This is a genomic window from Niveibacterium sp. COAC-50 (genome assembly GCF_013184235.1).
GTDB lineage: Bacteria > Pseudomonadota > Gammaproteobacteria > Burkholderiales > Rhodocyclaceae > Niveibacterium > Niveibacterium microcysteis.
This window is the reverse complement of record NZ_JABCJM010000004.1, coordinates 326331-345352: the sequence shown is the minus strand read 5'-3', so window position 1 is coordinate 345352 and position 19022 is coordinate 326331. Positions and strand designations below refer to the sequence as shown.

Genomic DNA, 19022 nt, shown 5'->3' with positions numbered 1-19022 from the left:
GTTCGAATCAGGAGGCAAGCATGAACAGATCGATCCTTTCCACCCGCCGGCTCTGCCTGGCGCTCGCGACCGCTGCAGCCTTCGCCGGTGCGCCGGCGGCGCACGCCGGTCCGCTTGACGGCCTCACCGATCTGTTCAGCGACAGCGAAAGCCGCATCACGGTGTGGGTCGCGAATCCGACTGATCGGCTGAATCTGAGTCCGTGGGACTACATCGAACTGCAGCAGCGCAGCGGCGCCGAAAAGGGCGCGCCGAATCAGCACCCGGTTCTGCTTTCCGCCGACGCGGTGACACGTGCGCTGGGCAGCGTGCAGGTGATCCTCGGCAAGGACACCGTAGCCCTGTTCGAGCAGGCCGAAGTGTCCCGCTTGGCCCGCGCTATCGCCGGTAGTCTCACGAAGGCCGGCCCGGATCAGGATCTGGTGTTTGTCAGTACCAGCCGCCACAAGGAGCTGGGTGCCTATGGTGCGAAGCTGACGAACACCGGCAGGGTGTTCTATGCCGATGGGGCCTTGCAGCTGATCGTCGGGGTGCAGTTGTCCGATGCGCTGCTTGGCCTGCGGCCGGGCACCAGCCCGACCCGCGCGCTTGATCCGGGCAAGCGCGCAAAGAGTTCGGATCGGGTGAAGATCGTTGAGTCCGGCCAGAGCGGCGCGCGCGTGGTCCGCAACGACTGGATCGCTTTCCAGCTGGATGCGGCGGCATCGGCCGCACCGGCAGCCCCAGCCGTCGTGGCACCAGCCGCCGCGCCTGCGCCGGCGGCGCAGCCCGCCGCCTCTCCGGCGGTGGACCCCGCTGTGCAGCGCCACTTCAGCCAGCAGGAAAGCCGCCTCGTGCTGCTCAAGCGCATGCGCGACCAAGGGCTGATCACCGAAGCCGAGTACGAAGCCAAGCGTGCCGAGGCCTTGAAGAACCTCTGATTGATCTCGCGCCCGCCCGCATACAAGCGCGCGGGCGGGCGCGACCCAGTGCTGAAATCCGCCTGATCCTGCAGGGTACCTGACTCATCCTGCTGTTTGAGGTGACTGTCTTGTAATATGAAAGCGCTTTCATTAGGCTTTGCGCAGGCCTGAATCCAGACAAAGAAGCCGGGCCCCGATCAATGTGCTGCGAACCCAAGTCCATTAAGGAGGATGTCGTGATCAAGGAGATCTCCAAGCTTTCCGCCGGTGCTGCGCTGGCGATGACTGCGCTTTCAATTTCGCTGATGACCGGCTGCGCATCGACGCCCGGCGCAGCGCCCGCTGCAGCGCCTGCCGCCGCGGCCCCGGCCGAGGCCGGCAAGCTGCAGCCGCTGCAGGTCTACGGTGATCAGGGCAGCATTGACCCGAACGTCCTCTTCCTCGGCACGCCGGCAAACTGGGCCTTCGTTGTGCCGAACAAGGGGTTGGGTGCGATGGACGCCGGCAACATCAAGGCCGAACCGACCAAGGTGGGTGGTGTGAATGGCGTCAAGGTCACCTGGACCGGCGGCGTGGGCCAGATCTACTCGCAGTCGAAGACCTCGCATGATCAGGTCGACTACGTCGATGCAGATTCCGCGCTGGTGTTCGACACGATCCTGCACAAGGCGCCGGAAGATCAGGTGCTGGTGCGCGTCGATTGCCGTTACCCCTGCATGGGCATGGTCGACACGACGGCCTACCTGAAGAGCCTGCCGCTCGAGAAGCTCACCACCGTGAAGATTCCGCTGGCGTGCTTCGAGAAGGCCGGCACCAAGTTCCCGGTCGTGAACACCCCGTGGGTGATCTATACGGCCAAGCCTTTGTCGATGTCGATCGCCAATGTGCGTTATGTGCCCGGCGCGGCCAAGGACGCTGATGTGGCGATGAAGTGCGGCAGCTGATCGCCCATGCTTGAGTAACAGATGAAAGGCTCGATGCCGCGCGTGCGACATCGAGCCTTTTGAATTTCTAGGTTGTCCTGATGAATCCGATCAAATTCGCCGCCGTCGCAATACTGGCTCTTTGTGCGACGACGAGCCGCGCCGACACGGTCAAGCTCGGCCTTGGCCAATACAGCGCAGCGCAGCAACTCGGCAGCGAGCGCGAGTTGCCGCCGGTGCGCTATGAAGGTGGCCCGGCGCCGACCAACAAATGGTTCTCGTCGCTGCTCTTCTCGCCCTGGCCGCAACCGCTCTACGCGCAGCCCGCCTCGTATCGCCCCACGCCTGAAGGCTTTGAGGTGGATGTGCCGAAGCCGGCAGCGATCCTCAGCGCAACGCGCGAGGAGAACGACATCGTTGCGCCGCATCGCTCACGGCTGAGCATCGCGCCGACAGCCTTCACCCCGGCGGATGCACGGGTTGGGCGCTATTCCGATTGGGCCGTCGATGTCGTGATGGCCAACGGCGCAGACCGTTTGACGGCCACCCTCGCGCACGGTTCGCCCTACAGCTTCTACGAAATTACGCGCGGTGACGTGCGCTTCAAGGCCAGCGAGCCCTACCGGGTGTTCTCGCGCTCCGACGACGGCCGCACCTTGGGCATCGCAGTCGGCGATCGCGCCTATGCGCTGTATGCGCCAGCGGGTGGCCAGTGGCGCGAGGCCGATGCGGTGTCGCTCGAACTCGTGTTGCCGAAGGGTAAGGGCTACTTCAGCGTTGCGGTGCTGCCGGCGGCCGATGCCGCCCAGGTGAACCTGCTGCGGCGCAACGCCTTTGCCTTCATCACCGACACCAAGGTGAGCTGGCAGTACGACGAGAAGCGCAGCGAGCTCACCACGATCTATCTCGCGACCACGCAGCCGCGTGAGGGAACCGAGAAGGGCACGGTCTTCGCGCTGTATCCGCACCAGTGGCACGACAACCCGCTGCTGCCCGCGGTGCTGCCCTTGAGCTACAAATCGATCCGTGGCGAGCTCAAGCTCATCAGCGGCAACAGCTTCCAGACACGCTACCGTTACCGCGGTTTCGTACCGACCTGGCCGGCACTGGCGGAAGGCCCCGCGCGTGCGCAGCTCGACGCCTTCCTGGCCGAAGATCTTCAGTTCGGGCCCGATCAGCTGCTCGGCAGCCGCGGCACGTACTGGGAGGGCAAGGGTTTCAACCGCGCCGTGCAGGTGATGGGCATCGTCGAAGCGATGGGCCGCACCAGCGATCGCGATGCGATCCTCGCCGCGACCAAGGCGCGCATGCAGCGCTGGTTTGCCCCGGGTGACGAAGTGGAGCGCTACTTCCACTACAACAAACGGGTGGGTTCGCTGATCGGCTATCCGGACGAGTACGGCTCTGCCAACGAACTCAACGACCACCACTTCCACTACGGCTACTGGATCTTCGCCGCGGCGCAGATCGCGCTGCGCGACCCCGACTGGGCCAAGCGCGACAAGTGGGGCGGCATGGTCGAGCTGATGATCGATGACATCGCCAATACCGACCCGGCCAACCGCATGTTCCCGCGCCTGCGGCACTTCGATGCCTACGAGGGGCATTCCTGGGCATCCGGCGGCGCGCCGTTCTTCGACGGCAACAATCAGGAGTCGTCATCCGAGGCGATCAATGCCTGGGCGGGCATGATCCTGTGGGGCGAGGCCACCGGTAACAAGCGGATTCGCGATGCGGGCATCTACCTCTACACCACCGAAATCGAGGCGCTCAAGCACTACTGGTTCGACCTGCACCACAAGGTGTTTGCGCCCGAGTACAGCAACGTCGATGCGGCGATGGTGTGGGGTGACAAGTACATCCACACCACCTGGTGGACCGAAGATCCGCGCGAGGTGCATGGCATCAACCTGCTGCCGCTCACCACTGCATCGCTCTACCTCGCGGCCGATCCGGACTACATCCTGCGTAACCTCGACGCGATGGACGCCGAGTTCGAGCGCTTCCTCGCACGCGATGGCAAGGCGCCGCGCGACATCTGGCAGGACATTCTGCTCGGCTACCACGCCCTGAGTGACGCGAAGACCGCGATCGCACGCTGGAACCCGAAGGGCGCGGTGGAGGACGGTGAAACACGCAGCCATACCTGGCACTGGATGAACACGATCGCCGCCTACGGGCGCCCGGATCTGAGTGTCGGCGCAGACGCGCCGCTGTACTCGGTGTTCCGCCGCGCAGATGGCGTACGCACCTATCTCGCTTACAACACTGGCCCGCGCGCTCGCACGGTGGTTTTCAGCGATGGCACACGACTCGTCGTACCACCGCGTTCCGCAGCGCGCACTCAAGGAAAGCAACCATGAACGACTTTGCACGTGCTCGTACCTACATCTGTGCCGCTGCGCTGGGCCTTGGGCTTGCCGCCTGCGGTGGCGGCGATGCAAGCGCTGGTGCCGGTTCAGGCACCGGTGGCGGCGGCTCAACGATGCCCGCTGGCGGCGTGCCGGAGGGCTGGAAGATGGTGTGGTCCGATGAGTTCGATGTCGACGGCCTACCCGATGCCTCGCGCTGGGAGTACGACACCGATCGCAACCAGGCCGGCTGGTACAACAACGAGCTGCAGTACTACGCGCGCGACCGCGCGGAGAACGCAGTCGTCAGCAACGGCAAGCTGGTCATCACGGCGCGCAAGGAGCAGCTGAAGACGGCTTCGGACTGGGGTGGGCAGAACTACACCTCTGCGCGGCTCGTGACCCGTGGCAAGGCCAGCTGGACCTATGGTTTCTACGAGATCCGCGCGAAGCTGCCGTGTGGGCGCGGTACCTGGCCGGCGATCTGGATGCTCGGCACCGGCGGCGCCTGGCCCGACGACGGTGAGATCGACATCATGGAGCAGGTCGGGAGTGCGCCTTCGACCGTGCTCGGTACGATCCACACCAAGTTGTACAACCACATGAACGGTACGCAGCGTGGTGGCAGCACTCAGGTGTCGGACGCCTGCACGGCGTTCCACAACTATCAGCTCAACTGGACCAAAGATCACATCGTGATTGGGGTAGATAACAAGAACTACTTCATGTTCGCCAACCCCGGCAACGGCTATGGCGGCTGGCCCTATGACAAGCCCCAGTACCTGCTGCTGAACCTTGCGATCGGCGGCATTCTGGGTGGCTCCGTGGATGACACGATTTTCCCGGTGCAGATGGAAGTGGACTACGTGCGGGTTTATCAACCGGCATCATGAGCACGTCGGGTAAGGCGCCACCCGGCGTCTCGATGGCAGAGATCGCAGCACGCGCGGGCGTGTCCGTCAGCACCGTCGCGCGTGTGCTCAATGCGTCGGGCGGCGTGTCTGGCGAGCGCCGGCGTGCGGTGCAAGAGGCTGTCACGCTGCTCACCGAAGGTGCGCCGGCCGATGCAACGCAGGCCTGTGCGCCGCGCACCATCGGCGTGCTGGTGCAAGCCTCCGAGAGCAGCTACTTCGACGCGCTCTTGCAGGGCATCGACGCGCAGCTGACATCGCTTGGGTACACGATGCTGCGTGTCTGCGGCGACTGGTCAGCGCGTGAGGAGGCCGAGCAAGTGCGGGCACTGGTCGCGAGGCGCGTCGCGGGCGTCATCCTGCCTTGTGGCGTGCTCGACGATGTGCTGCTGCAACGGCTTGCGGAGGAGGTACCGATTGTTGTCACCGGGCGCAAGGCTCATGGCGAACGGCTGCGTTCGCTCAGCATCGACAACTGCGCTGGTGCACTCACCGCGGTGCGACATCTGCTGTCGCTGGGGCACCGGCGAATCGCGCATATCGCCGGCCCGCCCGACCAGGAGGATGCGCGTGATCGGCTGAGCGGTTATCGGCAGGCGCTTGAAGAGGCCGGGCTGCGCTTCGATCCGAACCTGGTTGTGCAGGGCGGGTTCCTCAAGGGCGGCGGGCTGGCAGCGATGCATGCGCTGCTCGAACGCGCGACGGCCTTCACCGCAGTATTCGCGGCCAACGATCTGTCCGCCTGCGGCGCGCGGCAGGCGCTCTTGCGCTACGGTATTCGCGTGCCGGACGACATCTCGTTGATCGGCTTTGACGACGCCGTGGAAGCCCTCAGTACCGACCCGCCGCTGACCACGATTCGGCAGCCCGTGCGCGAGCTCGGCAGTGCGGCTGCGGTGCAGATCGTGAATCTCGTCAGCGGCGCGGGGGACGCGCTGCCAGCGGTGCCGCCACTTGAACTCGTCGTCCGCGGCAGCACGCGACGCCTGCGTTGACATTGTCCGTGCCGGGGGGCACACAATTGCTTTCATAGAAAGGCGCCGCATGACGGCGCCACATAAGAGGAGGATGGGATGAGGACAGCAACACGACAGCGCCCGCAGCGTCAGCCGGGCACGACCTCGCACGCCGTGAACATCGGGGCGGGGTGCCCGAGTCAGCGAGGGTGACTGGCCATGCCGAGAATCGAGGACAAGCGCCACGACAAGGCGGCCGCATTCGCCCAGCGCATGAACCGGGTGCTGGACTTCATCGATACCCATCTGGCGGAGACCGAACCGCTGCGCCTTGAAGCATTGGCGTCGGTGGCGGCCTTCTCGCCCTTTCACTTCCACCGCATCTTTCGCGCATGGACCGGTGAGACCTTGCAGGACTTCATTCGTCACCGCCGCCTCGAAAAGGCGGGTGGGCAGTTGGTACACAACCCCGCCGTCACGGTTCAGATCGTCGCTCAGCACTGCGGCTTCACGTCGGCAGAGGCGTTCTCGCGCGCGTTTTCGCAGCACTTCGGCATGAGTCCGAGCGCATGGCGTTCGGGTGGCTACCGACACTGGGATCCGGTACAGGGTCGCGCCTGCGATGACCGCCCCTGCGCCGGGCTCGATGTGCGCATGCGCTGGGAACCGGACCGCACTGTTGCCTATTTCCGTTTGAGCGGCAGCTATCAGGAGACGCCGGACGAGGCATGGTCGACATGCATGGACTGGATTCGCGCGAACCATCTTGAGGGGCAGCCGCGCTTTGGTATGGCGCTGGACGACCCGCTCATCACACCGCCGGTTCGCTGTCGTTACGATGCCTGCGTACTTCTGCCGGACGGCTGGGAGCCGCGTGGCGAGCGCATCTCGCGCAAGAAGATCGAAGGTGGCCTCTACGCCTGTTTGGCCTATGCCGGCCCGCGCGCCGGTATCGCAGCAGCGTGGCTGTCGATGCTCAGCGAATGGCTTCCCAACAGCGGCCACGGCTTGAGTGAAGAGCCCTTCGTCGAGCACTACGCGCCGCAAGTCACGCCGACCGGCGACCCGATCTCGGTCGAGCTCTGCATGCCCTTGAGCGAGTAAGACAAAAACCCCGCGCCGCTCGGCGGCGCGGGGTTTTTCGTTGAGCGCGTCAATGCCGCGCATCGCGATCAAAGATCACTTGGACCAGTAGATGTTGTCGACCAGCACCTTCGCGGTCGGCTTGCCGGTCGTGCCGGTTACCGCATAGCGGTCGGCGATCACGAAACCATTGGACACCTTGGTCATATCGAGCACAGCGGTGGTCGGCTGGCCGTAAGCCGGCGCCGCCTTCGCAGCAATCGCGCTGACCGGTACCGATACCGTGTGCCACGCACCGTCATTCACGTAGCCATACTGCCCCGGTGCAATCGCGAGATACACGTCGGTGCCGGTGTTGGCGTTGGTGCTGCCGGTGAAGAAGCCCACTTCGAGCTTGCCCGGGTAAGTGGTCTTGACGCTGAAGTTGATGTAGCCCGTCGCGGTGTTGAAGTTGGTCAGGTCATCGGGGTTCGCCAGTTGCAGGAAGAAGCCCCAGCCCCAGTCCTTCGGCGCCGGCGTGATCTCGAGTGCGTTGGTGCCTTCGCTGGCGCCACTCGTGACGATGCTGCCCACTGCGGTGTTGCCGTCCCAAGCCATCCAGCTGGTCAGCGGGGTGATCGGGCCGGCGGGCACCGCCGAATCGGTCGCAACGGTGTCAGCGAACAGCGTGTAGGTGTTCGCGGTGATGCGCGGGTTCGACGCTGCGGGGACGAAGTACACCGCGTCGGCCAGCGTGTAGGTGGCAGCTTGGCGCTGGCTTGACGGGTACAGGTCGTAGACCACGTACTTTGCCAGGCGGTTCACATCGAACAGGCCCCAGCCGTCGTCGCCGCCTTTCCATGGCTCGTCGAATGCCTCGAAGGTAAAGATCGCCTTCGGGCCGTTGGTCCACGCTGCCATGCGGTCGAAGTACATCTTCTGGTTGACCGGGTGAGCGCGTTGCGATTCACCGCCGGTGACGGTGCTCTTCCAGCCCGTCTCGCCAATCACGATCGGCATGTTCGGTTGCTTGCTGGCAACGTAGGCGGCAACGGCGTTGTAGTCCTTCTTTGCCTTCGCGAGCGCGGCATCCATCATGGCCGCCGCACGCTGGTCAGCCGGCACGCTGGCTTGTTGCCAATCCCACAGGCCCCAGGGCGTATCGGCCAGCGGGTAGGTGTGCATCGCAACGTAGTCGACCACGTCGAGCACCTTGTCGGTGTCGTACTTCTTCTGGTCGTTGGCAAAGAACGCCCAGTTGTCGTCGGTGGTCACGGGTTGCGTGATGCGCGCCCGCACTGCGGCGATGTACGCGGCCATATCGGCCGGCGGTACCTTCAGGCCGGACCAATCGACCATCGTTTCGTTACCGATGCTCACGCCGAGGACGATATCCTTGTAGGTATTCGCGAGCGCGACGCCGCGCTCGATCTCGGCAAGGTTGTCGGCGTCCGACGTCGCCTTCGGGCCGCTGATCCAAATGCCCAGTTGCACCTTGATATCGAGGTTGTTGTCCTTGATCACCTGAAGCGTCTTTGCCGCATGGGCGTCCGAGCTGTCGAACAGGCGAATCAGGCGGAAGTTGCCTTGCACCAGCAGTTGCAGATCCTGCAGAACTTCGGCGGCGGTAGGCACCGTCGAACGGTCAGCGCCGCGGTAGCCGGAGTACGACACAGCCTTGCGCGAGCTGAATTCCGCGCTCAGCGGGCGCAGCTCGCGCGCCGTCGGCGTGGGGGTCGGCGTCGGAGCGGGGTCGGATGATCCGCCGCCACATGCCGTAAGGACCAGGCTGGCCGCGAGGGCAGCCAAGCCAAGCAGATTTCTTCTTCGTAAGTCGAACGCGAACACGTATGTCTCCTTAATCGTTTGGTCGTGCGCAGATGCGCCGTCGCAGCACAGGAATTGCGGCGATGAGACACGATAGGAGCTTGCAGCCGTGTTCGACCATGACCCGGATTGCTGATCGGGTTGGCCGGTTTTGACTAAGGGGCGATAAGCTTTGCGGTGTTTCTCAAGGTGGCGTTGAATTCACGCGGGGCTTGCGGCTCACCTTGTGCTTGCAAGAGTGATTTTTGCCACCAGCCGACGTCGTGCCAGTTGCCGAGTTTGAAACCGACCTTGCGGTACACCCCAATTGATTCAAAGCCGATGGCTTCGTGCAGACGAACGCTGGCTGCATTCGGCAGGGCGATGCCGGCGAAGGCCTGGTAGTAACCAAGCGCCATGAGTTGCTCGAAGAGTGCCGCGTACAGATTGCGACCAACGCCTGTGCGGCGCATGTCTTCACGCACGTAGGCGGTGGTGTCCACCGCCCACTGGTAGGCCGCCCGTTCCCGGTGTCGGCTGGCATACACATAGCCGCACACGGCGCCCTGTGGATCGACGCCGACCAGCCAGGGCAAGCGCGGCAGTGTGTCGCGAATCCGGCTTTGCATTTCGGTCAGGCTGGGCGCTACCAGCTCAAACGAAGTGTGGCTGTGCTCAACGAAGGGCCGGTAGATCGCGAGGATCTCGCCTGCGTCGTCAGGCGTCGCGACGCGGATCTTCATGTGTTGACCGCGTCAGCGATGCGGGGTTTGGCCAGCGCGTTACCGAGGCGTCGATGCATCAGCTTCGCGCTGCACGGGCAGGCGCCCTGGAACTCGGCGGATGCGAGCAGGGCGGTGGGTACATCTTCCCGCCGCGCCACGACGAAACCCAGGCGCGGAAAGTAGTCTGCGGCGCTCGTCGTCAGCAGGTAGATGTCCTGCACGCCGCGCGCCGCCGCATCCGCCAGCACGTGGCGGACGAGCCGGCTGCCAAGTCCGCCGTTTTGATGTGCTGCGTCGATCGAGACCGAACGCAGCAGGGCCACGCTGCCACGCATTTCAGTGCCGGCAACACCAATGATTCCACCGTCGAGCGTGGCGACGAGGAAGTCATCGATGTGCGCCTCGGCGCCGTCGCGCGGCAGCTTGTTCCGCGCCAGCAGCGCAGCGACCGCAGGCCAGTCTTGGGCGTTGGCGCGCCGGATGGACAGGGTGTTCATTGACATGAGGATCCCTTGGTGTCGGTTCGCGATGGGGAACAGGCGGGGCGGCTGTCGTTGAGCAGGAGGTCGCGCAGCCGTTGCAGTGATCGCGCTACGTCTTCCCGTTCGCGTTTGCCGAGCGGCGTCAGCAAACCGTCCGCATGGCCGTTTAGCGTGGCGTTGAGCGCCGTCACACGTTGCTGTCCGGCCGCGGTCAGGGTGACCAGCCAGCTGCGCGCATCCGCCGGGTTCGGCTCCTTGGTGGCGAAACCATCGCGCACAAGGCTTTCCACTGCGCGACTGATCCAGCTCTTCTCAAGCAACAGGCGCGCGCCCAGCTCCGAAAGCGGAATCGGGCCGCTGCGCCCCAGTTCTGTGAGGATGTGGCACTGCGTGTTGGTGGTGCCGCAGCATTCGGCCGCGGCGCGCTGTGCGCGGGTATAGAGGCGCGCTACCTCGCGCAGCAACTCCCCTGGATTGGGTGGCAGTTCGGTCATGGCGTGCGTATCGATCAGGTTTTGCTGAACTCTGATCTTTCCGGATATGGTTGTCAATAGCAACCAATGGCATCCGAGCACCGTAATTGTCATGCCGGAGGAGTATCGTCACGTCCCGTCACCGCACATCCGCGGTGGCCGCCGCCCGCATCGCATGCGCGGCCGTTTGCGTTTCCACGAGGACCGCATGAACCCGCTTGATCCCCTTCCACTGCACGGCACGCACATCACCCTTCGACGCCTGCGTGCCGAGGACCTCGCCGCTTTCCAGAGTTACCGGCAGGACACCGCGCTGGCGCGATACCAGGGTTGGCAGCCACAGTCCGACGCCGACGCGCTGGCATTCATCACGTCGATGGCGATGGCGCCGATCTTTCCGCGTGCCGAATGGGTGCAGCTCGGCATTGCCGAACGCGCGACCTATGAGTTGATCGGCGATATCGGCATTTGCGTATCAGCCGATGGCGCCCACGCCGAAATCGGCTTCACGTTGAGCCGGCCGGCCCAGGGGCGCGGATTTGCGCAAGAGGCGCTCGGCCTTGCCACGCAGCTGCTGTTCCAGGCCACCACCGTGGCCGAGGTGCGGGGCATTACCGACGCCCGCAACGCGCCCTCGATTGCGCTGCTGGAGCGGGTCGGCATGCGCCGCATTGCTTCGTCCGACGCGGTCTTCAAGGGCGAACCCTGCGTCGAACATACCTATGTTCTGTCACGCCCTCAGGGTGGGGCGCACTCGCGCTGACGGCTGCGGATCTGCGGCCGTGCCAGGTGCGCGGCGGCTCAGCTGCGATGCGCTTCGGCCGATGCCACCGCGGTCGGTTGTTGCACCACGGCTTGTGCGGCGACCTGCTCGTAGCCAACGACGGTGCTGCCGAGGCACAGCGCCGTACCGACGATGGCCAGCAGGGCGGCGAGGACTTTGTGGTGTTGGCGGATCAGTTGGGTTTTCATGATGTTTCCTCTCACTCTTTGACTTGGGGACAGCCTCCGTCGGTCTCGATCGGTGCTGCGTTGAGTGAAGGATGGCGACCGGAACGGGCTACCGCGACCGCCATGCGATGAACCGCAGCAATGCGGGGGCAGGCTGCAGAAAATGCGGCTGGTTGGGTCGGCGCAAACACCTCGGCCGCACTGCGCTTGCCCTGTGCCGGCGATCCCACAAGCCCATCGATCAGCGCCTCCGCCGGTGCTTGAGCGGATGCTCAAGAGGCTGATCTGCGTCAGCCGGGCGCCTGCGCCGCGGGATATCGTGCGATCAAGCGATTTAATTGCAGATCCATCAATTTTGGCGTTTTGGTGCCGTAAAGAGGGTATTGACTCCCGATTCGCTACGCCCGCGGTTTCAATGAAATGACGGCGGCGGCACCGGGCCATGTCATGCGTGTCGCTGCGTTTGTCGCGGCCACGCGCCCCGAATTCGCTTGGTAGCCCCCCGGAACCCCAGCATGCGAACCAACCTGCCAGTCACCCAAGTCGAGACGATCCTGCCCGACGGGGTCTTCATCTACTCCCGCACCGACCTCAAAGGCCGCATCACCGAAGCGAACCGTGCTTTCGCAGAGATCAGCGGCTATGAACCCGAGGCCATGCTGGGCGAGCCGCACAACCTGATCCGCCATCCGGACATGCCGCCAGCGGCCTTTGCCGACATGTGGCAGAACCTCAAGGCCGGCAGGCCCTGGAAAGGGGTGGTCAAGAATCGGCGCAGCGACGGCGGCTACTACTGGGTGGTTGCCAACGTCTCCCCGGTGCGAGAGCACGGCCAGGTGGTTGGCTATCAATCGGTGCGCACGCGGCCCAGCAAGGCTCAGATTGCAGCCGCCGAAGCGGCGTATCGCCGCTTGCGCGAGGGTGACCGCAGCATCTGCGTGAAGGATGGCCGGGTGCGGCGCAGCCACGGCCGCGTGCGTGCCGGGCTGCTGGCACACGAAACGCGCGTTGCAGGCTTCGTCACGCTGGCGGTACTGATGGCACTGCTGGCGGTTGCGAGCGCGCTGCTGCCCAGCCCCGCGCTGATCATCGCGACGCTTGTTGCGGCCGGCGTTACCGCGTTGGCGGGTCTCTACTTGCTGGCGGTGCACATGCCGCAAACCAACCGCCGGCTCGATGCCATCGACGCCTTTCTCGAAGGGGCGCTATCGACCGGGGAGCTCACCGCCTCGCTCACGCCTGCGAGCGACGATCGTATCGGCCGTATCGCCGCGCAGCTCGACACGCTTGTGTCGGCAACGCGGGCAACGCTGCAGATCGTGCAGGACGCTACACGCGAAGTCGGCGAGTCGACACATCAGCTTCACGGCAGTGTCGAGCGCCTCCATGGTGCGGCGGCCGAGCAGAGCGCGATCACCTCGTCGGCTGCGTCTGGCGTGGAAGAGATGACCGTCTCGATCTCCGAGGTCGCCCTGCATGCCAATGACACCCACGGGGTTGCGCTGAGTGCCGGCTCCGCCGCCGAGCAGGGTGTGGCCGTGTCGCTGCAGGCAGGCGAGACGATTCAGGGGCTCGCCGAGGCGATCTCCAGCTCAACCGAAACCGTGGCGCAGCTTGGCCGCCGCATGACCGAAGTGGGCCGGGTCGCGGGCGTGATCAAGGAAATTGCCGAGCAGACCAACCTGCTCGCGCTCAACGCGGCAATCGAGGCCGCGCGCGCGGGCGAGCAAGGGCGCGGCTTTGCGGTCGTGGCCGACGAGGTGCGCAAGCTTGCAGAGCGGACCGCCGCGGCTACGCAAGAGATCGACGCGATGATCGCGCGCATCCACGCCGAGGCCGACGACGCGGTGAGCGGCATGCAGCACAGCGTGGATCAGGTCAGCGCGTCGGTTGCGCTGGTTGACGACGCCGAGCGCGCGTTGGCGCGCATCAACGCCGAGATGACCGCAACGCTCACGCGCGTCGGCGAGATCTCGCTCTCGTCGCAGGAACAGGCGAGTGCGATGAATGCGCTGGCACAGAGCGTCGAAAACGTTGCCCGCCTGACGGAGGAGAACCTGACCGTCGCCGATGCGACGCAGCGCTGCTCACATGCGCTGCACCGAAACGTCGAGCGTATGCGCAAGGCGGTGGCGCAATACAACGTTTGATCGGATCGAGGCCGCCGGCGCTCGCGCCGGTGTCGACCTGCCGACGCAGCTGGCGCACACTCGGGCCCGTGGATTTCATCTACATCAAAATTCCCGTCAGCGAGACGCTGGCGAGCCAAGCGCACACGCTTCACGAAGCGCTCGAAACCGCGCTCGCGGCGGAGTCGACCGGTGCCGTGATCGGCTGGGGTGCCTCACTCGAGGGCGTGCCCGATGGTCGGCCCACGCGGGTTGCCTTTCACCGCATCGACATTGAGGCCGCCCAGGTTGACCGGGCGCGCGCCGTGCTCCGGCAAGCGCTGAGCGCATTCGGCGTGGCGCCGGGCAGCGAGCTGCACTTCACGCAGGCCGGTGCGCAAATGCTCGAAGTCCTCGGCGCGCAGGGTTGGGGGCCGCCGCAGGCGCTCGGCGAGGCGTAGCAACGCTGCGTCGCCCCATGGGCTGCAGCGCTTTCGGATGAGGGCGAGTTGATGGCGTCGAACGGCTGGTTCTTCTGGGCGCTGCTGTCGGCTGGCTTCGCCGCGCTGACCGCGATTTTCGCCAAACTGGGCATCCGCGGTGTTGACTCCGACTTTGCCACGCTGCTGCGCACGATCGTGATCGTGTTCGTGCTGGCGGCTTTTGTTGGATATGCGGGCAAGTGGAGCGACCCACGCGCGCTGTCGTGGAAGACGCTGCTGTTCCTCACGCTTTCTGCGTTCGCCACCGGCGCGTCCTGGGTGTGCTACTTCCGGGCGCTGCAGATCGGCGAGGCTTCGAAGGTCGCTCCGGTCGACAAGTTCAGTCTCGTACTCGTCGCCTTGTTCGCGTTTGCCTTCCTCGGCGAGCGCCCGTCGCTGCGTGAGTGGTTCGGCATCGGGCTCGTCGCCTGCGGGGTGCTGGTGCTGGCGATGCGCTGAGCGCACAAACGGTGTTGCTCAGCGTGTGCTGGCCTGCTTTCGGTCAAAGGCCGCTTGCAGGTACTGCAGTAGCGCCTGCAGCCGCGCCGGTTGGTACTGGCGGCTCGGATAGACCGCATACAGCGGTACCTGCTCGGTCTGCGCATCCGGAAACAGGTTGATCAGCCGCCCGGCATCAAGATCGGCCTGCATGTCGAGCCGCGATTTGTAGGCGATGCCGTAGCCCTTCAAGGCCCATTTGCGTACCAGCGCGCCATCGTCGGCCGCACGGTCGCCACTGACCTGCACTTCGCGCGCGCGGCCATCGAGGAACAGCCGCCAGTGGTTATAGAGCTCGCCGTTGCGGTAGAAGCAGATGCAGTTGTGCTCGGTGAGTGCCTCGATCGTCTCGGGGCGCCCGTGGCGTTCAAGGTAAGCGGGGGCGGCGCACAGCACACGGTCGTTGTCGCACAGCTTGCGCGCGATCAGTGCCGAGTCGCGCAGCAGGCCGTAGCGCAGCACGAGGTCGATCGGGTTGCGGTAGAGGTCGTGCATGCCGTCCGACAGATGCATCACGATGCGGATCTGCGGGTGCTGCTGGCGGAAGGGGTCGAGCAATTCGTCGAGATGATCGCGCCCGAGGTCCGACGGCGCGCCGAGATGCACCTCGCCGGACAGGCCCTCGCGGCCGTGGCGTAGCGCAGCCATGCCCTCTTCCAGCAACTGTGTGGATTGCACGCAGTAGCCGAGGAAGTCTTCCCCGGCCGGTGTGAGCCGCAGCGAGCGGGTCGAGCGCTCGAAGAGCTGGCTGCCCAACTCCCGCTCCAGCCGCTTGATTGCCGCACTGGCCGTCGCGGGCGTCAGCCCCAGCTGACGTGCCGCGCCGCTGATGCCGCCGGTTTCGCTGACACGGATGAAAAGCTGGATCTCCGACAGGTGGGGCATATCACACCCTTTCTCAAATGGCGTTTGATAGTAAATCAAAGCCGTCGCGGATTATCGTCGTCCGCGCGAACTCGTAAAGTGGCGCCATCACTTCGCTGCAACTCAGGAGAACACCATGCCCTGCGCGTTCCGCCCCCAAACTCGATCTGACCTTTCGGAGATCCGCAAATGAAGGCGATTGCCTATCGCAAGCCCGGTCCGATCGACGCACCGGACAGCCTCGTCGACCTTGACCTGCCGCGCCCCGAAGTGGCCGGCCGCGATCTGCTGGTGCAGGTCCAGGCGGTGTCCGTGAATCCGGTCGACACCAAGGTGCGCAGCGGCGCACCGGTGGCCGGAGAGGCCCGCGTTCTGGGCTTCGACGCTGTCGGCGTGGTGCGCGAAGTTGGCCCGCAGGTCACGCTCTTCAAGCCGGGCGACGAGGTCTGGTACGCAGGCGCGATCGACCGGCCCGGCAGCAATGCCGAGTTTCAGCTCGTCGATGAGCGCATCGTTGCGCGGCGCCCACGCACGCTGTCGGCCGCCGATGCCGCCGCGTTGCCGCTGACCGGCATCACCGCGTGGGAACTGCTGTTCGACCGTTTGCAGGTGCCGCTGGCCGGCCACGACCAACCGGCGGCGCTGCTGATTGTTGGGGCCGCGGGCGGCGTCGGGTCGGTATTGATCCAGCTGGCGCGCCAGCTCACCGGGCTCACCGTGGTCGCCACTGCGTCGCGGCCGGAAACGCGTGAGTGGGTGACGTCACTCGGCGCCCACCATGTGATCGACCATCGTCAGCCGATGGCGCCGCAGCTTGCCGCGCTATCGCTGCCGCCGCTGGGCTATGTGATCAGCCTGACGCAAACCGACCAGCATTTCGAGCAGCTCGTCGAGGTGCTCGCGCCGCAAGGCAAGCTTGCGTTGATCGACGATCCGGGCCCGATCGATGTGCGGCTTTTGAAGCGCAAGAGCCTGAGCTTGCACTGGGAACTGATGTTCACCCGTTCGCTCTACCAGACCGACGACATGCAGGCGCAACACGATCTGCTTGGCGAACTCGCCAAGCTGGTGGATCAGGGCGCGGTACGCAGTACCGCACGCGTGCATCTGGGCAAGATCAACGCAGCCAATCTGCGCGAAGCGCATCGTCTGCAAGAGACCGGCACCGCGATCGGAAAGATCGTGCTGGAAGGATTCTGAGACGCCGCCGCGTCCCGACCAGGAAGAACATCATGAGCCAACTTTTTACGCCGTATTCGATCGGCCCCCTCAAACTCGAAAACCGTATCGTCATCGCGCCGATGTGCCAGTACTCGGCCGAGGATGGCCATGCCACCGATTGGCACCGCATCCACCTCGGTCAGCTCGCCTTGTCGGGCGCCGGGCTGCTGATCATCGAAGCGACGGCGGTCGAGCCGATCGGGCGCATCTCGCCGGCCGACCTCGGGCTGTGGTCAGACTCGACCGAGGCCGCGCTGGGTGCCGTGCTGCAGAGTGTGCGCAAGTATTCGTCGATGCCGATCGCGATCCAGCTCGCCCACGCTGGTCGCAAGGCGGGCAGCGCAACCCCCTGGCTGCCGGGTAGCGGCGGCGACTGGCAGAACGCGGCGCCCTCGGCGCTGCCGTTCAACGATACGGATGCACCGCCCGCGGCGCTGGATCGTGCCGGACTGCAACGTGTGCTACAGGCCTTCGTGACGGCCGCGCAGCGTGCCCATCGCATTGGCATCGATGCGATCGAACTCCACGCCGCGCATGGCTATCTGTTGCATCAGTTCCTTTCGCCGCTGTCGAACCAGCGCACCGACGAATACGGCGGCTCACTGGAGAACCGCATGCGCTTCCCGCTGCAGGTGTTCGATGCGGTGCGTGAATCGGTGCCGGCCAGCATGCCGGTGGGCATCCGGATATCCGCCACCGATTGGGTCGAGGGTGGCTGGGATCTTGAGCAGAGCGTCGCGCTTGCGCAGGCGCTGGCGAAGCGCGACTGCGCCTTCATCCATGTTTCCAGTGGAGGGCTTTCAACGCAGCAGGCGATCACACCGGCGCCCGATTACCAGGTGCCGCTGGCCGCCCGCATCCGTGCCGAGTCGGGGCTTCCGACCATTGCCGTCGGTCTGGTGACCGAAGCCGAGCAGGCCGAGGCGATCGTCGCGCGAGGCGACGCGGACATGGTGGGCGTGGCACGCGTGATGCTGTACGACCCTCACTGGCCGTGGCACGCCGCCGCCAAACTCGGCGCGCAAGTGAGCGCACCGCCGCAGTACTGGCGTTCGCAGCCCCAAGGCGTGCACAAGCTGTTCAAGGCGCAGTAACGGCGCAGGTGCGATCTCTGAGCGGGCCGACGACGGTCGGCCCGCTTCGCTCTGCATGCACGGGCTGCGCAAACGCGAACAATTCGTATTTACGTGCGCGGCGTGGACGGGTACAGTGCTGGCGTGATGTTTCCCGGAGTACCGCCATGTTTGCCCGTACCGTTCTGACACTCGCCCTTGCCACGCTGGCTACCGCCGCCGGCGCCCAGGAGAAGGTCCTCAACCTCTACTCGGCCCGTCACTACCAGACCGACGAGGCGCTCTACAGCAACTTCACCAAGCTCACCGGCATCAAGATCAACCGGATCGAGGGCAAGGAAGACGAATTGCTGGAGCGTATCCGCAATGAGGGCGCCAACAGCCCGGCCGATCTGCTGATCACCGTGGATGCAGCGCGGCTCGCGAAGGCGCATGACCTCGGCCTCTTCGCGCCGGTCAACTCGCCGGTACTCAATGCCCGCATTCCGGCGCATCTGCGTACCGAAGACTGGTTCGCCTTCTCGACCCGTGCGCGCGTGATCATCTTCAACAAGCTCGGCGTCAAGCGCGATCAGGTGCAGACCTACGACGATCTCGCCGCACCGGCGCTCAAGGGCAAGGTCTGCAGCCGCTCGGGCTCGCATCCGTACAACCTGTCGCTGCTCGCATCGATCATCGCCAACCAGGGCGAGGCTCGGGCCGAAGCCTGGGCACGTGGCGTGGTGGCGAACTTCGCACGCCAGCCCAAGGGCGGCGATACCGACCAGATCAAGGCGGTTGCTGCCGGCGAGTGCCAGGTTGCGACGGCCAATACCTACTACATCGCGCGCATGATGCGGTCGGACAAGCCTGAAGACCGCAAGGCGATCGAGCAGATCGGCGTCGTATGGCCGAACCAAGGCACGACCGGCACGCATATCAACGTGTCGGGCGCCGGCATGCTGAAGACGGCGCCGCACCGTGAAGCAGCGGTGAAGTTCCTTGAATACCTCGCTTCGGACGAGGCGCAGCGCTACTTTGCCGATGGCAACAATGAGTGGCCGGTGGTCGACGGGCTCAAGATCGCGAACCCGGCTCTCGACACGCTCGGCAGTTTCAAGGCCGACAAACTGCCGGTGAAGGATCTCGCGCAGTACCAGGCCAAGGCGCAGATGATCTACGACCGTGCCGGATACAAGTGAGCGGTTGCAGGTGAACGGAAAAGGCCGGGCATGCCCCGGCCTTTTTCATGGTG

The 19022-nt window shown here is 65.0% G+C and carries 19 protein-coding genes; 13 read left to right on the top strand and 6 right to left on the bottom strand.

Annotated features, from left to right (window positions below):
• The first annotated feature begins 20 nt into the window (after window positions 1–20).
• The 6 genes from HH302_RS17085 (at window position 21) to HH302_RS17060 (ending at window position 7147) form a co-directional block, all read left to right on the top strand.
• Window positions 21–920, top strand: coding sequence for an SHOCT domain-containing protein (locus HH302_RS17085; RefSeq protein ID WP_172203457.1), 900 nt, complete (start codon window positions 21–23; stop codon window positions 918–920).
• 218 nt (window positions 921–1138) lie between these two features.
• Window positions 1139–1846, top strand: a complete 708-nt coding sequence (locus HH302_RS22795) for a putative glycoside hydrolase (protein ID WP_172203456.1) — start codon at window positions 1139–1141, stop codon at window positions 1844–1846.
• Between the two features lie 80 nt (window positions 1847–1926).
• Window positions 1927–4188, top strand: a complete 2262-nt coding sequence (locus tag HH302_RS17075; RefSeq protein ID WP_172203455.1) for a glycosyl hydrolase — start codon at window positions 1927–1929, stop codon at window positions 4186–4188.
• Window positions 4185–5069, top strand: a complete 885-nt coding sequence (locus tag HH302_RS17070) for a family 16 glycosylhydrolase (RefSeq protein WP_216661953.1) — start codon at window positions 4185–4187, stop codon at window positions 5067–5069. The genes HH302_RS17075 and HH302_RS17070 overlap by 4 nt, the downstream gene beginning before the upstream one ends.
• Entirely contained in the window at window positions 5066–6082 is a 1017-nt protein-coding gene (locus HH302_RS17065; RefSeq protein ID WP_172203454.1) for a substrate-binding domain-containing protein, read from the top strand. Before HH302_RS17070 ends, HH302_RS17065 begins: the two co-directional genes overlap by 4 nt.
• A 180-nt stretch (window positions 6083–6262) precedes the next feature.
• Complete coding sequence (locus HH302_RS17060; protein ID WP_172203453.1) at window positions 6263–7147, top strand: GyrI-like domain-containing protein; 885 nt, start codon at window positions 6263–6265, stop codon at window positions 7145–7147.
• A gap of 75 nt (window positions 7148–7222) precedes the next feature.
• On the opposite strand, the gene HH302_RS17055 is transcribed toward HH302_RS17060, so the two are convergent.
• From HH302_RS17055 to HH302_RS17040, 4 genes are all read right to left on the bottom strand, one after another.
• Complete coding sequence (locus HH302_RS17055; RefSeq protein WP_172203452.1) at window positions 7223–8953, bottom strand: hypothetical protein; 1731 nt, start codon at window positions 8951–8953, stop codon at window positions 7223–7225.
• A 134-nt stretch (window positions 8954–9087) separates the two neighbouring features.
• Window positions 9088–9654 (bottom strand): arsinothricin resistance N-acetyltransferase ArsN1 family B, encoded by a 567-nt coding sequence (locus HH302_RS17050; RefSeq protein ID WP_172203451.1) that lies wholly within the window; start codon window positions 9652–9654, stop codon window positions 9088–9090.
• Window positions 9651–10133, bottom strand: coding sequence for an arsenic resistance N-acetyltransferase ArsN2 (gene arsN2 / locus HH302_RS17045; RefSeq protein ID WP_172203450.1), 483 nt, complete (start codon window positions 10131–10133; stop codon window positions 9651–9653). Before arsN2 ends, HH302_RS17050 begins: the two co-directional genes overlap by 4 nt.
• On the bottom strand, window positions 10130–10612 hold the full coding sequence (locus tag HH302_RS17040; protein WP_172203449.1) for a MarR family winged helix-turn-helix transcriptional regulator: 483 nt from the start codon (window positions 10610–10612) through the stop codon (window positions 10130–10132). The genes arsN2 and HH302_RS17040 overlap by 4 nt, the downstream gene beginning before the upstream one ends.
• 187 nt (window positions 10613–10799) lie before the next feature.
• On the opposite strand from HH302_RS17040, the gene HH302_RS17035 reads away from it, so the two are divergent.
• Window positions 10800–11354: a GNAT family N-acetyltransferase gene (locus HH302_RS17035; protein WP_172203448.1), complete on the top strand. Its 555-nt coding sequence runs from the start codon at window positions 10800–10802 to the stop codon at window positions 11352–11354.
• A 38-nt stretch (window positions 11355–11392) separates the two neighbouring features.
• Here the strand turns inward: HH302_RS17035 and HH302_RS17030 are convergent, their stop codons facing one another.
• Complete coding sequence (locus tag HH302_RS17030) at window positions 11393–11563, bottom strand: hypothetical protein (protein ID WP_172203447.1); 171 nt, start codon at window positions 11561–11563, stop codon at window positions 11393–11395.
• Between the two features lie 494 nt (window positions 11564–12057).
• On the opposite strand from HH302_RS17030, the gene HH302_RS17025 reads away from it, so the two are divergent.
• From HH302_RS17025 to HH302_RS17015, 3 genes are all read left to right on the top strand, one after another.
• A complete protein-coding gene (locus tag HH302_RS17025; RefSeq protein WP_172203446.1) occupies window positions 12058–13692 on the top strand; it encodes a PAS domain-containing methyl-accepting chemotaxis protein in 1635 nt (544 codons plus the stop codon).
• 68 nt (window positions 13693–13760) lie between these two features.
• Window positions 13761–14111, top strand: coding sequence for a hypothetical protein (locus tag HH302_RS17020; protein WP_172203445.1), 351 nt, complete (start codon window positions 13761–13763; stop codon window positions 14109–14111).
• A gap of 51 nt (window positions 14112–14162) precedes the next feature.
• The gene (locus tag HH302_RS17015) at window positions 14163–14591 is read left to right on the top strand and encodes an EamA family transporter (protein ID WP_246479695.1); all 429 of its coding nucleotides are present in this window, start codon (window positions 14163–14165) and stop codon (window positions 14589–14591) included.
• Window positions 14592–14609: 18 nt separating this feature from the next.
• Here HH302_RS17015 and HH302_RS17010 read toward each other — a convergent pair whose 3' ends face one another.
• Entirely contained in the window at window positions 14610–15515 is a 906-nt protein-coding gene (locus tag HH302_RS17010; protein WP_172203443.1) for a LysR family transcriptional regulator, read from the bottom strand.
• A 168-nt stretch (window positions 15516–15683) separates the two neighbouring features.
• Between HH302_RS17010 and HH302_RS17005 the strand changes: the two genes are divergently transcribed.
• The 3 genes from HH302_RS17005 to HH302_RS16995 all read left to right on the top strand — a co-directional run bounded on the left by HH302_RS17005 (window position 15684) and on the right by HH302_RS16995 (window position 18969).
• Window positions 15684–16694, top strand: a complete 1011-nt coding sequence (locus HH302_RS17005) for a zinc-binding alcohol dehydrogenase family protein (protein ID WP_172203442.1) — start codon at window positions 15684–15686, stop codon at window positions 16692–16694.
• Window positions 16695–16726: 32 nt separating this feature from the next.
• A complete protein-coding gene (locus HH302_RS17000; protein WP_172203441.1) occupies window positions 16727–17809 on the top strand; it encodes an NADH:flavin oxidoreductase/NADH oxidase in 1083 nt (360 codons plus the stop codon).
• Window positions 17810–17955: 146 nt separating this feature from the next.
• Entirely contained in the window at window positions 17956–18969 is a 1014-nt protein-coding gene (locus tag HH302_RS16995) for a Fe(3+) ABC transporter substrate-binding protein (RefSeq protein ID WP_172203440.1), read from the top strand.
• The last annotated feature ends 53 nt before the right edge of the window (window positions 18970–19022 follow it).

Bases quoted from the DNA above. Each gene is read 5' to 3' on its own strand.
- HH302_RS17085 (WP_172203457.1), top strand. From the start codon at position 21: ATGAACAGATCGATCCTTTCCACCCGCCGGCTCTGCCTGGCGCTCGCG.
- HH302_RS17075 (WP_172203455.1), top strand. From the start codon at position 1,927: ATGAATCCGATCAAATTCGCCGCCGTCGCAATACTGGCTCTTTGTGCG.
- HH302_RS17070 (WP_216661953.1), top strand. From the start codon at position 4,185: ATGAACGACTTTGCACGTGCTCGTACCTACATCTGTGCCGCTGCGCTG.
- HH302_RS17065 (WP_172203454.1), top strand. From the start codon at position 5,066: ATGAGCACGTCGGGTAAGGCGCCACCCGGCGTCTCGATGGCAGAGATC.
- HH302_RS17060 (WP_172203453.1), top strand. From the start codon at position 6,263: ATGCCGAGAATCGAGGACAAGCGCCACGACAAGGCGGCCGCATTCGCC.
- HH302_RS17050 (WP_172203451.1), bottom strand. From the start codon at position 9,654: ATGAAGATCCGCGTCGCGACGCCTGACGACGCAGGCGAGATCCTCGCG.
- arsN2 (WP_172203450.1), bottom strand. From the start codon at position 10,133: ATGAACACCCTGTCCATCCGGCGCGCCAACGCCCAAGACTGGCCTGCG.
- HH302_RS17040 (WP_172203449.1), bottom strand. From the start codon at position 10,612: ATGACCGAACTGCCACCCAATCCAGGGGAGTTGCTGCGCGAGGTAGCG.
- HH302_RS17035 (WP_172203448.1), top strand. From the start codon at position 10,800: ATGAACCCGCTTGATCCCCTTCCACTGCACGGCACGCACATCACCCTT.
- HH302_RS17030 (WP_172203447.1), bottom strand. From the start codon at position 11,563: ATGAAAACCCAACTGATCCGCCAACACCACAAAGTCCTCGCCGCCCTG.
- HH302_RS17025 (WP_172203446.1), top strand. From the start codon at position 12,058: ATGCGAACCAACCTGCCAGTCACCCAAGTCGAGACGATCCTGCCCGAC.
- HH302_RS17015 (WP_246479695.1), top strand. From the start codon at position 14,163: ATGGCGTCGAACGGCTGGTTCTTCTGGGCGCTGCTGTCGGCTGGCTTC.
- HH302_RS17010 (WP_172203443.1), bottom strand. From the start codon at position 15,515: ATGCCCCACCTGTCGGAGATCCAGCTTTTCATCCGTGTCAGCGAAACC.
- HH302_RS17005 (WP_172203442.1), top strand. From the start codon at position 15,684: ATGAAGGCGATTGCCTATCGCAAGCCCGGTCCGATCGACGCACCGGAC.
- HH302_RS17000 (WP_172203441.1), top strand. From the start codon at position 16,727: ATGAGCCAACTTTTTACGCCGTATTCGATCGGCCCCCTCAAACTCGAA.
- HH302_RS16995 (WP_172203440.1), top strand. From the start codon at position 17,956: ATGTTTGCCCGTACCGTTCTGACACTCGCCCTTGCCACGCTGGCTACC.